The organism is Streptomyces rhizoryzae, assembly GCF_023155275.1.
Taxonomy (GTDB): Bacteria; Actinomycetota; Actinomycetes; order Streptomycetales; family Streptomycetaceae; genus Streptomyces; species Streptomyces rhizoryzae.
In genome coordinates this window covers 23,688-36,190 of sequence record NZ_JALMUV010000032.1, presented here as the reverse complement: position 1 = coordinate 36,190, position 12,503 = coordinate 23,688, and the positions used below count along the sequence as shown (strand labels likewise).

Genomic DNA, 12,503 nt, shown 5'->3' with positions numbered 1-12,503 from the left:
CGAGCCGTAAAACCAAATACGAAGATCATCTACCAATTCAAGAGGAGGTCGTGGTGCTCTCCGAGCAGTCCACCCCCGTCATCCGCGCGACCCTGCCTGCCGTCGGCGCCGCCATCCAGGACATCACGTCGCTCTTCTACACCAAGCTGTTCGACGCGCACCCCGAGCTGCTCCGCGACCTCTTCAACCGCGGCAACCAGGCCAACGGCGAGCAGAAGCAGGCCCTGGCGGGTTCGATCGCGGCCTTCGCCGGCATGCTGCTGGAGCACCCCGACAGACGACCGGACGCGATGCTCAACCGGATCGCCCACAAGCACGCCTCGCTCGGCGTCACCGCCGACCAGTACAAGATCGTCAACGAGCACCTCTTCGCCGCGATCGCCGAGGTCCTCGGCGACGCCGTGACCCCCGAGGTCGCGGCCGCCTGGGACGAGGTCTACTGGCTGATGGCCAACGCCCTGATAGCCATCGAGGCCCGGCTCTACGAGGAGGCCGGCAGCGTGCCGGGCGACACCTGGCGGCGCATGGAGATCGTCGAGCGCACCGCCGAGACCGCCGAGGTGCTCTCCCTCACCCTGCGCCCGGCCGACGGCGGCCCGGCCGGCCCCTTCCACCCCGGCCAGTACGTCAGCGTCCAGGTCGAACTCCCCGACGGCGCCCGGCAGATCCGGCAGTACAGCCTCTCCGCCGCCCCCGGCCGCCCGGACTGGCGGATCACCGTCAAGCGGGTCCGCGAGGCGACCGGCCCGGCCGGCGAGGTCTCCCACCAGCTGCACGACCACGCCCGCGTCGGCGACCTCCTCACCGTCTCCGCCCCGTTCGGCGACCTGACCCTGCTGGACGGGACCGGGCCGCTGCTGCTGGCCTCCGCCGGTATCGGCAGCACCCCGATGCTCTCCATGCTCAACCACCTGGCCGCCGCCGGGTCGTCCCGCCCGGTCACCGTCGTCCACGCCGACCGCTCGCCGGCCGACCACGCCCACCGCGCCGAACTCCACGAGCTGGTCGGTACGCTGCCGGGCGCCGACCTGCACGTGTGGTACGAGGACCCGGCCGAGCAGCCGGCCCCGGCCACCGGGACCGTCCGCACCGGCCGCGCCGACCTGGACGCGCTCACGCTGCCGGAGGGCGTCACCGCCTACCTGTGCGGCCCGGTGCCGTTCCTGCGCGCCGTCCGGGGCGGCCTGCTCCGCCGGGGGGTCCCGGCACACGCCATCCACTACGAGGTCTTCGGCCCGGACCTCTGGCTCGGCCAGTCCTGACCGGACACCGGGACACCGCGGCGGGCCGACCGGCCGACCGGACGGCCCGCCGCCACCGGCCCCGCACGACCACCGGACAGCGGACGGCGGCCAGGCACGGGAATCCTGGCCGGTAGAGAAAGGTCTCCTCCCCCATGCACGCCGTGAGCTCCGCCCACTCCCCCGCGGCCGCCGTCGCCGTCGCGGCCACCTTCCTCTGGCTGGGCATGATCCTGGCGATCTCCTTCCTGGAGGCGCCGCTGAAGTTCCGCGCCCCCGGCGTCACCGTCCCCATCGGCCTGGGCATCGGCCGCCTGGTCTTCCGGGCCCTCAACGCGGTCGAGGCGGTGCTCGCCGCGGCCGTCGCCGTGGCGGTCGCGGCGAGCACCGCGCCCGGTACGGCGGTCATCGCCCTGACGGCCGCGGCGGCGGCCCTGCTGCTCCTCCAGCTGGCCGCGGTCCGCCCGTTCCTCAACCGCCGCACCCGCCGCGTGCTCGCCGGGGAGACCCTCCCCCGCTCCTCCGCGCACCTCTCCTACGTGGCCGCCGAACTCGCCAAGACCGGCGTCCTGCTGGCCCTGGGCATCGTCCTCCTGGCGGCCTGAGCCGGGCCCGAAACGGCTTGACGTACCGGGCCCGCCCGGGATGTGCTGCTGCGATGTCCGACCTCCGCTTCGTCCAGCCGCTCACCGACGCCGCACTGCGGGACTGGCGGCACGTCCACAACACCGTCGTGCCCACCCATGACCTGTCCCTGGAGGACGTCCGGGAACGGTCCCGGCGGAACCACCTGGAGACCGCCTACCTCGGCGAGGCGCTCGTGGGGTGCAGCACCGTCCGCCCGCCCGAGGACGGCACCCGCACGGCCACCGTGATCGCCCGGGTGCTGGCCCCCCACCGCCGGCGCGGTTTCGGGGCGGAGCTGTACGCCCGCGGGCTGGCGCGGGCCCGGGAGCTGGGCGCGGAGGTGATCGAGACGGTCGTCCTGGCGTCCAACGAGGACGGTCTGCGCTTCGCCGGCAAGCACGGCTTCACCGAGATCGAGCGCTATCTGCTGCCCGGGGACACCATCCCCTGGATCGACCTGCGGCTGGGCTGAGCCGCACCCACCGCGAACTGACACACCGTCAGCCCCGGTCGGCGACCAGGGCGCGCTCCCAGTGCTGGGTGTCGGCGTACTCCCGCATGCTGACGATCGCACCGTTGCGGACCGTGAAGATCGCGGTGTTCTTCTGCCGGTAGGCCCGGCCGGTGCGGCCGGTGCCCCAGGAGTCCCACTCCACGGACACCTGCTCGTCCTCGCCGAAGATGTTGGTGACCCGCGCGCCCACCTCCCGGTCCGGGTCGAGGTGGGCGAAGGCGGTGGCCAGGAAGCCGTTGATGACCTGATCCCGGCCCTGCCAGGTACCGGAGATCGGCAGGTCCCCGCCGTACCAGCAACTGCCCTCCTCGGCCCAGGAGTCGCGGATCGCGTCCCGGTCGCCGGCGACCAGCGCGTCGAAGTAGCGCAGCACCACCTCCTTGGCGCCCCGCGTGGCCGGGCGACCCTGGATGCCTTCGGTGCCGGTGCTGTCCATGGTGTCCTCCGTGGTCTTCCGTCGGCGGCGGTCCGTCCGCCCGGGCACAGTCAAGCCCCGGGCCCCCGCCCGGCCAAGGCGCAATCGGACTCGGCAGTCATCACCGATCGCGATCAATCCGGGCGCGGACAGCGGCCGGCCGCCGCGGCCACCGGGTGGCCGGACGGCACCGGTGCCCGCCGGGTCCGCCCCGATGATCACGTACGCTGCCGCACAGACGTACGGGATCTTCGGGAGCAGCAGGTCATGTCCGAAACGCAGCAGAACGCGCCGATCGCGGCGGAACCGCACGGTCCGCAGCTCCGCGAGCCGGACCGGATGCGCAGCCTGCTCGACGCGGTGATGAGCCTGGGGCGCGGGCTCGAACTCCCGCAGGTGCTCCGGGGCATCGTGGAGGCGGCGGTCACCCTCACCGACGCCGAGTACGGGGCGCTCGGCGTGGTCGGCGGCGGGGGGCTGTCGCAGTTCCTGCCGGTGGGGATGGACGAGGAGCTGATCGCCTCGATCGGCCGGACCCCGTGCGGCCGCGGCATCCTCGGCGAGCTGATCCGCCACCCCGCGCCGCTCCGGCTCACCGATCTGACCGACCATCCGCACAGCGCCGGCTTTCCGGCCAACCACCCGCCGATGCGCACCTTCCTGGGGGTGCCGGTCCGGGTCCGCGACGAGGTGTTCGGCAATCTCTACCTCACCGAGAAGCGCGGCGGCGGCGCGTTCGACGCGGACGACGAGGCGGTGGTGACCACCCTGTCCATCGCGGCGGGGGTCGCGATCGACAACGCCCGCATGTACCACGAGAGCCGCCGCCGGGAGCGCTGGCTGGAGGCGCTGGGCGAGATCACCCGCAGTCTGCTGTCGGGCACCGAGGCGGACGAGGTGTTGCGGCTGATCGCCCGGCGGGCGATGGAGGTCGCCGGCGCCGACTGCGCGGCCGTCCTGCTGCCGGCGGGCGCGCCGGCCGACCAGTTGTCGGTGGCGGTGGCCTGCGGTACGGGCGCGAGCCGGATCGCCGGGCTGCGGGTGCCGGCGGACGGTTCGCTGCCCGGCATGGCGGTGCGCAGCGGCCGGCCGGTGGTCACCGACGACCTGCGCGCCGATCCCCGCGCGTACCCGCTCGGTGCGGACCTCGGCGGCGGGGACGGCACCGGGCCCGGGGCGGAGGTCTACGGTCCGGCGGTCGCCGTACCGCTCCAGGTGGACACCGGGTGCGGAGCGCTGCGGCTGTGCCGGCTGGCCGGCCGGCCGCCGTTCGACGACACCGAGGTGCGGCTGATATCCGGTTTCGCCGACCAGGCGGTGATCGCGCTGGAACTGGCCCGCCGGCGCGCCGAGTCCGAGGAGCTGACGGTCCTGCACGACCGCGACCGGATCGCCCGGGACCTGCACGATCTGGCCATTCAGCGGCTGTTCGCCACGGGCATCACGCTACAGAGCGCGACCCGGCTGATCGACCGGCCGGAGGCCGCGGAACGGGTCGGGCGCGCGGTCGGCGACCTGGACACCACCATCAAGATCATCCGGTCCACCATCTTCGGGCTGCGCACCACCGGCGACGGCTCGGGGGACCGCGGGCTGCGCCGGGACCTCACCGACACCGTGCAGCGGGCGGCCGGGCCGCTCGGCTTCGCCCCGGCGCTGCGGATCGACGGCCCGGTGGACGCCGCGGTCCCCGAGGAGGTGGCCCAGCACCTGGTGGCGGTCGCCGCCGAGGCGCTGAGCAACGCCGCCCGGCACGCCCGGGCCGGCCGCCTGGACGTGGCGGTGGCGGCGACCGCGGACGAGGTGGCGCTGACCGTCACGGACGACGGGGTGGGCGTGGCGGGCGGCGGGACCGGGCACGTCGGCGGACTGGCCAACATGCGGGCGCGGGCGGAGATGCACGGCGGCAGCTTCGAGGTGGGCTCGCCCCCGGGCGGCGGGACCCGCCTGGTGTGGCGGGTGCCGCTGCCCGGCTGACCGCCGGACGCGCGGGCGGCGCACGACCGGGCGGCGCTCAGTCCCGCGCTTCCTTGAGCCGTTCGGCGACCATCGCGGCCTGGACCCGGCGGCCCACCCCGAGCTTGGACAGGATGGCCGAGACCCGGTTCTTCACCGTCTTCTCGGCGAGGAACAGCCGGTCCGCTATCTGACGGTTCGTCAATCCTTCGGCGATCAGGTCGAGTACCTCCCGCTCCCGCAGGGAGAGGCGGTCGAGGACCGAGGCGGCGGAGTCCGCGGCCGGTTCCCGGGCCGGGCCGCGCAGCCGGGCCATCACCCGCGCCGCGGTGCGCGGGTCCAGCATCGACTCCCCCGCCGCGACCGTGCGCACCGCGCGGACCAGCGCCGAACCGTCGATCTGCTTGAGCACATAGCCCGCCGCCCCCGCCATGATGGCGTCGAACAGCGCCTCGTCGTCATCGAACGAGGTCAGCATCAGGCAGGCCAGCTCCGGCATCCGGGCCCGCAGTTCCCGGCAGACCTCGATCCCCTCCTGGTCGCCGTCCGCGCCGTCGCCGCCCAGCCGCACGTCCAGGATCGCCACCCGCGGCCGGACCGCCGGCACCCGGACGAGGGCCTGCCGGGCGTCCCCGGCCTCCCCCACCACCTCGATGTCGTCCTCCGCCTCCAGGAGGTCCCGCACGCCGCGGCGCACCACCTCGTGGTCGTCCAGGATGAAGACGCGCAGCGGTGCGCCGGGGGCGGGGGTGGCAGGGTGCTGGTTCATTCACGCTCGCTTGGTCGTTTTTCGCTTCTCGCCGGGGTGCCGGGCAGCCGGGGCGCCGGGCGACCGGGGCGGGGCCGGTACCAGGCTCCCGGCCTTGAGGGTCGCCCGGCCCGGCACGCCCGCACAAGGGCCGAACGACCCGGGGAGCAGGGCCGTTCGGCCGTCCCGGCCCGTTGCGATACTGGCGCCCCCCGCAGGCCCCGTCAGGAGATGGACACCATGCAGCAGTCCCGCCAGTCCCCGCAATCCCTGCCCGGCGGGCGGCCGGTACCGCCCGCCCGCGGTACCGTCGGCGACGAGTACCACGCGCTGCTCGCCCGGCACGACGCCATGCGGCTGCGCCGGCGGATCCTCGGCCAGAGCCACTCCCCCGCCCCGGATTTAGCGCCCGCCGCCTACGACGGCGCCGCCGACCAGCGGCTGATCACCCAGTACCTGGACCTGGTCACCCCGTTCGGCGAGCTGATCGCGCTCCTCTACGACGAGATGTTCGCCCGCTGGCCGTCGCTGCGGGCGCTGTTCCCGGCGTCGATGGACTTCCAGCGCGCGCATCTGGCCCGGGCCTTCTGGTATTTGGTCGAGAATCTGCACCGGCCCGACGAGGTCGCCGCCGCCTTCCGCCAGTTGGGACACGACCACCGCAAGCTGGGGGTGCGGCCGGCGCACTACGAGGCGTTCGAGACCGCGCTGCGGGCGGCGCTGCGGCGCTCGGCCGGGCCCCGCTGGGCGGAGGCCGTGGAGGAGGCGTGGGTGCGGATGCTGCGGTTCGCCGTCGCGGCGATGGTGGCGGGCGCCGAGGCGGCGCTGGCCGAACCGCCGTGCTGGCGCGGCACGGTGACGGCACACGAGCGGCGCCGCCCGGACCTCGCGGTGCTGCGGGTCCGGCCGCACGAGCCGTACCCGTACCGGGCCGGGCAGTACGCGGCGGTGGAGTCGCCGCTGATGCCGCAGGCGTGGCGGCACTACTCCCTCGCGGGCGCGCCGCGGGCCGACGGCGAGGTGGAGTTCCACGTCCGGCAGACCGGGCCCGGCGGGGTCAGCCAGGCGCTGGTCAGCGGCACCGGGGTGGGCGACGACCTGCGGCTGGGTCCGGCGCACGGCACCATGACGCTGGGTCCCAAGGACCACTCCGGCGAGGTGCTGATGGTGGCCGGCGGTACGGGCTGGGCGCCGGTCAAGGCGCTGCTGGAGGAGTGGGCGCGCCGCCGCCGGGGGGTCGGCGGCCTGCCGGTGCACCCGGCCGGCCGGGTGCACCTGTTCGTCGGCGCCCGCAGCCGGGCCGAGCTGTACGACGCCGCGGAGCTGGCCCAACTGGCCGCGCGGCACCGCTGGTTGCGGGTGGTGCGGGTGCTCGACGAGGAGGCGGCCCGGGGCGCCGGCGGCCTGCCGGACGGCGGCGCGCCGACCGAGTACGGTCCGCTGGCCGATGCGGTGGCCAGGGACGGGTCCTGGTCCGGTGCGCTCGCCTTCGTCAGCGGTCCGGCGGCCATGGTCGGTGCCACGGTCGCGCGGCTGACCGCGGCCGGACTGCCGGCCGACCGCATCCGCCACGACCCGCTCCCGGACGTGCTGCCCCGGTCGGCGGGCGGTACGGCGTACGCGGGCGACGCGGAGGACGCCGCGATGACCGGCGCGGCCCGCTGACGCGAGGGGCCCGAGCCGCGGGCCCGCCGCCGGGGAGCGGCCGGGCGCTCCCCGGCGGCGGGGCCGAACGGCCCCTGGCGGGACCGGATCCCGGGACCTTGACTGGGCGTCGGCGGCCGCGCACCGCGGCCGCCGACGCACCGAGGAGACAGGGAGCCGCCGTGCACGAACGACCGGCCCGGCACGCCGCCGCCACCACCGCCGATCCCCGCCCGGCGGACTGGGCCGACCGTGCGGCGTCCCGGCGCAGCAGCGCGCTGGACCGCGCCGAGGCGCTGCGACTGCTGGGCAGCGTCCCGCTCGGCCGGATCGTGTTCACCCAGGACGCGCTGCCGGCGATCCGCCCGGTGAACCACCTCGTGCACCGCGGCACGGTCGTCCTGCGCACCCACGAGGGCGCGGCGCTGGCGACTCTGGCCCGGCAGTCCGTGGACGAGGGGGTGGTCGTCGCCTACGAGGCCGACGCGATCGATCCGGCCACCCACTGCGGCTGGAGTGTGGTGGTGACCGGCTACTGCCGCCTGGTGACGGACCCGGACGACCGGGCGCACTACGAGGCGCTGCTGCACCCCTGGACCGACCACCGGATGGAACACGTGCTGCGCATCCGCCCGGACCTGATCACCGGCGTGCGGCTGTCGCTCCGTTAGGCGCTCCGCGCCCGCCCTCAGGTGGGCCGCCCGGTGCCGTCCCCGCGGGGCGCGCCGGTCCGCAGGCCGTCCATCACCAGGTCGAGGAGGCGGCCGGCGCGGGCGCGGCCGTCGGCGTGCGGATCGAGCTGCCACAGGCCGGCGATGGCCAGGAGGAAGTCGTCGGCGGTGATGCCGGGACGGATGGTGCCGGCCTCCTCGTTGGCGGTCAGCAGGAGGGTCACGGCGGCGGTGAGCGGGCCGCGGCCCACGGCGGCGAGGGTGCCCTGCGGGGCGGTGGCCTGGCGCAGGGCGGCGGCCAGGCCCGCCTTGGTCATGGCGTACCGGGCCAGGCGGTCCATCCAGGCGCGCAGGGCGCGGTCGGGCGGCCGGGTGGCCAGGAGGTGGGCGGCGGCGTCGCAGACCTGCTGGACCTCCTGCCGGTAGACCTCCAGGACCAGGGCCTCGCGGTGCGGGAAGTTGCGGTAGAAGGTGCCCTGGCCGACGCCCGCCTTCCGGGCGATCGCGCTGAGCGGGGTGTCGGCCGAGCGGGTCAGTTCGGTGAGGGCCACCGCCAGGATGCGGTCGCGGTTGCGCTGCGCGTCCGAGCGGCGGGGCGGGTCCTCGGAGCGGTGCACGCGTCTTCCTCCCGGGAATCGTCGGCGGGCGGGGGTTGTTGGAGCGAGCGGCCGCGCGGACGAACACCCTTGCCCACCGGCCAACTGTCCGTTAGGTTTCCACGGTAGCGGACAGCTGTCCGCTTGTGGACCACCACAGCGGCCGACGAGCGGGGGGCTCCGGCCGGCCGGGAAGCCCGGCGGCCACCGGGACCGGTGTCCCGTCCGCCGCACCCACCGCATCCGCCCGACCCTCCTCCGCGCGCCCGGACTCTGTGGTGCCGCCCCACCCCCACGACGTGTACGACGTGAAAGAAGGCTGATCATGCCCCCATCGACGGCCGGCGCCATCACCTTGACCATCAACGGCGAGAAGCACACGCTGCCCGTCGACAACCGCACCACCCTGCTGGACGCGCTGCGCGAGCGGCTCGGGCTCACCGGCACCAAGAAGGGCTGCGACCAGGGCCAGTGCGGTGCCTGCACGGTGCTGCTCGACGGCCGCCGGGTGGTGTCCTGCCTCCAGCTCGCGGTCGCCGCCGAGGGGCGGGAGGTCACCACCATCGAGGGGGTGGCGGACGGCGATCGGCTGCACCCGGTGCAGCAGGCGTTCCTGGATCTGGACGGCTTCCAGTGCGGTTACTGCACGCCGGGGCAGATCTGTTCGGCGATCGCGGCGATCGAGGAGCACGCGGCCGGCTGGCCGAGCGCGGTGACCACGGACGTCCGCCCGGAGGCGGGCGTTCCGCCACTGACCGCCGAGGAGATCCGGGAGCGGATGAGCGGCAATCTCTGCCGCTGCGGTGCGTATGTGTCGATCGTGCAGGCGGTCGCGCGGGCGGCCGGGGAGCGGCCGGCCGGTCCGGTGGAGCTGCCCGGTGCGGCGGCCGTTGCGCAGGCGGAGGGTGTGGCATGAGGGAGTTCGACTACCGGCGGGCGGCGGACGTACCGGGCGCGGTGGCGCTGCTCGGCGCCGGGCCCGAGGCCCGCTACCTCGGCGGCGGCACCAACCTCGTCGACCTGATGAAGAGCGGGGTGGAACGGCCGGCGCTGCTGGTGGACGTCCGCGAACTGCCGCTGGACCGCATCGAGGAGACCGACGGCGGCGGGCTGCGGATCGGGGCGACGGTCACCAACAGCGACCTGGCCGCCCACCCCGAGGTGCGGCGCCGCTACCCGGCCCTGGCGCAGGCGGTGCTGGCCGGCGCCTCGGGTCAGCTGCGCAACATGGCCACGCTGGGCGGCAATCTGCTCCAGCGCACCCGCTGCGCCTACTTCACCGATGTGACCAAACCCTGCAACAAGCGTGCCCCGGGCAGCGGTTGCCCGGCGGTGGCGGGTGAGCACCGCAACCACGCGATCCTGGGCGCCAGTGCGCACTGCGTGGCCGTGCACCCCTCGGACATGGGCGTGGCACTGGCCGCCTTCGACGCCGTGGTCCACTACGAAACGGCCGACGGGCCGGGCGCACTGCCGCTCGCGGAGTTCTACCTCCCGGTGGGCGACACCCCGCACCGGGAGACCGCCCTGCCGCCCGGCGCGCTGATCACCGGCGTCACCCTGCCGCCGGCCCCGGTCGCCGCCGCTTCCCGCTACCGCAAGGTCCGCGAGCGCGCCTCGTACGCCTTCGCGATCGGGTCCCTCGCCGCGGCGCTGGACGTCCGCGACGGGGCGGTGCACGACGTCCGGCTGGCCTTCGGGGCGGTGGCGTCGCGGCCGTGGCGGGCCCGGACGGCCGAGCGGGCGCTGCTCGGCGGCCCGGCGACCGCCGAGGCGTTCGCCGCCGCCGCGGACGCCGAACTCGCCGCCGCCGAGCCGCTGCCGGGCAACGGATACAAGGTGACGCTGATCCGGAATCTCGTCGTCGCCGTGCTGACCGAGCTGGCCGAGGAGTGCCGGCGGAACGAGGAGGCCACCCGATGACCACCACGACGACCGGAACCGTCCCGGTCACCGGCGCGGTGGGCACCGCGCACACCCGCGTGGAGGGCCGCGACAAGGTCACCGGCGCGGCCCGCTACGCCGCGGAGGTCCCGCTCGCCGGCCTGGCGCACGGCTGGCTGGTGGTCTCCACGATCGCCCGCGGCCGGATCCGCGCCCTCGACCCCGCACCCGTCCGGGCCATGCCCGGCGTCCTGGCCGTCCTCCACCACGGCAACGCCCAGCCGCTGGAGTCGGATTACGTCGGCCCGATGGGCCCGGCCGATCCGGCGCTCCAGCTCTTCCAGCACGACCGGGTGCCGTACGCCGGCTGGCCGGTGGCGCTGGTCGTCGCGGAGACCTCCGAGCAGGCCAGGGAGGCCGCCGAGGCGCTGGTGGTGGAGTACGACGAGGAGCCGCACGACGTGGCGTTCGCGGCCGGGCGCCCCGAGGCGTACGTCCCGGCCGGGAACCCGCGCTCCCCCGCGGAGCAGGGCAAGGGCGATCTGGCGGCCGGGCTCGCCGCGTCCGCGGTCGTGGTGGACGAGGAGTACACCACGCCCGAGGAGCACCACCACCCGATGGAGCCGCACACCGCGACCGCCTACTGGGAGAACGGCCGGCTGGAGGTCATCGACGCCAACCAGGGCAGCGCGTACGTGGCGCAGGAGCTGGCGCGGCTGTTCGCGCTCGACCCGTCCGCGGTCCGGGTGCGCTCGGAGCACGTCGGCGGCGGCTTCGGTTCGAAGGGGGCGCGTGCGCCGCAGGTGGCGGCGGCGATGGCGGCGACCGTCCTGCACCGCCCGGTCCGGGTCGTCCTGACGCGCCGTCAGATGTTTTCGCTGACCGGCTACCGCAGCCCCACGATCCAGCGGGTGCGGCTGGGCGCCGACCCCGACGGGCGGCTGCGGGCGCTGGACCACGAGGGGCTCAACCAGACCTCGACGGTGCACGAGTTCGTCGAGCGGAGCGCCGACGTGGCCCGCGCGATGTACGACGCCGAGGCGCACCACACCGTCAGCCGGGTGCTCCGGCTGGACGTCCCCACGCCGACCTGGATGCGCGCCCCGGGCGAGGCCCCGGGGTCGTTCGCCCTGGAGTGCGCGCTGGACGAGCTGGCCGAGCGGTGCGGGCTGGACCCGATCGCCGTGCGGGCCCGCAACGAGCCGGAGGTGGGCCCCCTCTCCGGGCTGCCGTACAGCAGCCGCCGGCTGCTCACCTGCTTCGAGGAGGGCGCCCGCCGGTTCGGCTGGGCCGACCGGGACCCGCGTCCCGGTGTGCGGCGCGAGGGCCGCTGGCTGCTGGGCACCGGGACCGCGGCCGCGTCCTTCCCGACGCTGGCCGGCCCGTCCACGGCGGCGGTGACGGCCGAGGCGGACGGCGGCTACACCGTGCGGATCACCGCGGCGGACATCGGCACCGGGGCGCGGACCGCGCTGGCCCTGGTCGCCGCGGACGCGCTGGAGGTGGCGCCGGACCGGATCCGGGTCCGGATCGGTGACAGCGACTTCGGCCAGGCGATGCTGGCCGGCGGTTCGGCGGGCACCCGGTCCTGGGCGTGGGCGGTCACCCTGGCGGCCCGGGCGCTGCGGGAGCAGCTCGCGCTCGGCGGCACCATCCCGCCGCAGGGCATCACCGTCCGCTCGGACACCGCGGAGGCCCTCGCGGCGCTGCCGCCCCGGGAACGGCACGCGTTCGGCGCGCAGTTCGCCGAGGTCGCGGTGGATGTCGCCACCGGCGAGGTGCGGGTCCGGCGGATGCTGGGCATCTTCGCCGCCGGCCGGATCGTCAACCCGCTCACCGCGCGCAGCCAGCTGGTCGGCGGCATGATCTGGGGGCTGTCGATGGCGCTGCACGAGGAGGCGGTCCGGGACGAGCGCTGGGGCGGCCACGTCGGCGCGGACCTCGCCGGCTACCACGTCGCCGCCAACGCCGACGTGCCGCTGGTCGAGGCGGACTGGGTGGACGACCCGGACGAGCAGGACCCGGTCGGCATCAAGGGCATCGGCGAGGTCGGCATCGTGGGCGCCGCGGCGGCCGTCGCCAACGCGGTCTGGCATGCCACCGGCGTCCGCCACCGCCACCTGCCGATCCGTCCGGACCGGGTGCTGACGGCGGGCGCCGGCGACCGCGGCTGATCCGGCGGGGGCGGCGGCCGGGTCCGCACCCGG

General features: G+C 75.5%; 12 protein-coding genes. 9 read left to right on the top strand and 3 right to left on the bottom strand.

What is annotated here, in order from left to right; translation table 11 throughout:
* Positions 1-53 precede the first annotated feature (53 nt).
* From MUU72_RS23520 to MUU72_RS23510, 3 genes are all read left to right on the top strand, one after another.
* Entirely contained in the window at positions 54-1,262 is a 1,209-nt protein-coding gene (locus MUU72_RS23520) for a globin domain-containing protein (protein WP_248015359.1), read from the top strand.
* A 134-nt stretch (positions 1,263-1,396) separates the two neighbouring features.
* A complete protein-coding gene (locus MUU72_RS23515; RefSeq protein WP_248015358.1) occupies positions 1,397-1,846 on the top strand; it encodes a hypothetical protein in 450 nt (149 codons plus the stop codon).
* A 53-nt stretch (positions 1,847-1,899) separates the two neighbouring features.
* The gene (locus MUU72_RS23510; RefSeq protein ID WP_248015357.1) at positions 1,900-2,340 is read left to right on the top strand and encodes a GNAT family N-acetyltransferase; all 441 of its coding nucleotides are present in this window, start codon (positions 1,900-1,902) and stop codon (positions 2,338-2,340) included.
* Positions 2,341-2,368: 28 nt separating this feature from the next.
* On the opposite strand, the gene MUU72_RS23505 is transcribed toward MUU72_RS23510, so the two are convergent.
* The gene (locus MUU72_RS23505) at positions 2,369-2,818 is read right to left on the bottom strand and encodes a nuclear transport factor 2 family protein (RefSeq protein ID WP_248015356.1); all 450 of its coding nucleotides are present in this window, start codon (positions 2,816-2,818) and stop codon (positions 2,369-2,371) included.
* Between the two features lie 318 nt (positions 2,819-3,136).
* On the opposite strand from MUU72_RS23505, the gene MUU72_RS23500 reads away from it, so the two are divergent.
* Positions 3,137-4,774 carry a sensor histidine kinase gene (locus MUU72_RS23500; protein ID WP_248015419.1) on the top strand — a complete coding sequence of 546 codons (1,638 nt, stop codon included), beginning with the start codon at positions 3,137-3,139 and terminating at the stop codon, positions 4,772-4,774.
* A gap of 37 nt (positions 4,775-4,811) precedes the next feature.
* Here the strand turns inward: MUU72_RS23500 and MUU72_RS23495 are convergent, their stop codons facing one another.
* Positions 4,812-5,522 carry a response regulator gene (locus tag MUU72_RS23495; RefSeq protein WP_248015355.1) on the bottom strand — a complete coding sequence of 237 codons (711 nt, stop codon included), beginning with the start codon at positions 5,520-5,522 and terminating at the stop codon, positions 4,812-4,814.
* A gap of 219 nt (positions 5,523-5,741) precedes the next feature.
* Between MUU72_RS23495 and MUU72_RS23490 the strand changes: the two genes are divergently transcribed.
* Together MUU72_RS23490 and MUU72_RS23485 are read left to right on the top strand one after the other, a co-directional pair.
* Complete coding sequence (locus tag MUU72_RS23490; RefSeq protein ID WP_372503246.1) at positions 5,742-7,166, top strand: globin domain-containing protein; 1,425 nt, start codon at positions 5,742-5,744, stop codon at positions 7,164-7,166.
* A 161-nt stretch (positions 7,167-7,327) separates the two neighbouring features.
* A complete protein-coding gene (locus MUU72_RS23485) occupies positions 7,328-7,816 on the top strand; it encodes a pyridoxamine 5'-phosphate oxidase family protein (protein ID WP_248015354.1) in 489 nt (162 codons plus the stop codon).
* Between the two features lie 17 nt (positions 7,817-7,833).
* On the opposite strand, the gene MUU72_RS23480 is transcribed toward MUU72_RS23485, so the two are convergent.
* Positions 7,834-8,433 (bottom strand): TetR/AcrR family transcriptional regulator, encoded by a 600-nt coding sequence (locus tag MUU72_RS23480; protein WP_248015353.1) that lies wholly within the window; start codon positions 8,431-8,433, stop codon positions 7,834-7,836.
* A 304-nt stretch (positions 8,434-8,737) separates the two neighbouring features.
* Between MUU72_RS23480 and MUU72_RS23475 the strand changes: the two genes are divergently transcribed.
* Genes MUU72_RS23475 through MUU72_RS23465 form a run of 3 tightly spaced genes read left to right on the top strand, consistent with a single transcriptional unit; the run spans position 8,738 to position 12,470 of the window.
* A complete protein-coding gene (locus MUU72_RS23475) occupies positions 8,738-9,328 on the top strand; it encodes a (2Fe-2S)-binding protein (RefSeq protein ID WP_248015352.1) in 591 nt (196 codons plus the stop codon).
* Positions 9,325-10,335, top strand: a complete 1,011-nt coding sequence (locus MUU72_RS23470) for an FAD binding domain-containing protein (protein ID WP_248015351.1) — start codon at positions 9,325-9,327, stop codon at positions 10,333-10,335. The genes MUU72_RS23475 and MUU72_RS23470 overlap by 4 nt, the downstream gene beginning before the upstream one ends.
* Positions 10,332-12,470: a xanthine dehydrogenase family protein molybdopterin-binding subunit gene (locus MUU72_RS23465; RefSeq protein WP_248015350.1), complete on the top strand. Its 2,139-nt coding sequence runs from the start codon at positions 10,332-10,334 to the stop codon at positions 12,468-12,470. Before MUU72_RS23470 ends, MUU72_RS23465 begins: the two co-directional genes overlap by 4 nt.
* Positions 12,471-12,503: the final 33 nt, after the last annotated feature.